This window comes from Sphaerospermopsis reniformis, from assembly GCF_005402885.1.
Taxonomy (GTDB): Bacteria; Cyanobacteriota; Cyanobacteriia; order Cyanobacteriales; family Nostocaceae; genus Sphaerospermopsis; species Sphaerospermopsis kisseleviana.
On sequence record NZ_BJCE01000612.1, the window covers coordinates 1 to 310 of the forward strand.

Consider the following 310-nt stretch of genomic DNA (forward strand, 5'->3'; position numbering starts at 1 on the left):
GCTAATTCCCAATAGCAGGCATCTTCAGCACTGATTATAGCGTATAATCTGAGTATCTTTGCACTTAACCTTCATTTCCTCAAAAGCAGTTGTGGTGAAGGTTAGATAGTTTTCGGAGATGTCTAATGGTTGGAATTTTTGTCTTTTCTCTCGAAATGTGGTATCTTTTTTCTGTCTGAAGACATACTTCAACCCCTGACTATGTAACCATTTCCTTAATTCAGCACCATGAAATTCTCTATCGCCAATAATGACTAATTGATAACGTTTCAATAACCTAATTACCGGACGTAATACTTTCTGTTGTTCT

Annotated in this window: 1 pseudogene; it reads right to left on the reverse strand. The window is 36.5% G+C overall.

Annotated features, from left to right (window positions below):
- Nucleotides 1-165: 165 nt before the first annotated feature.
- Nucleotides 166-310, reverse strand: a pseudogene (locus FFR48_RS29915) (transposase); the annotation flags it as partial.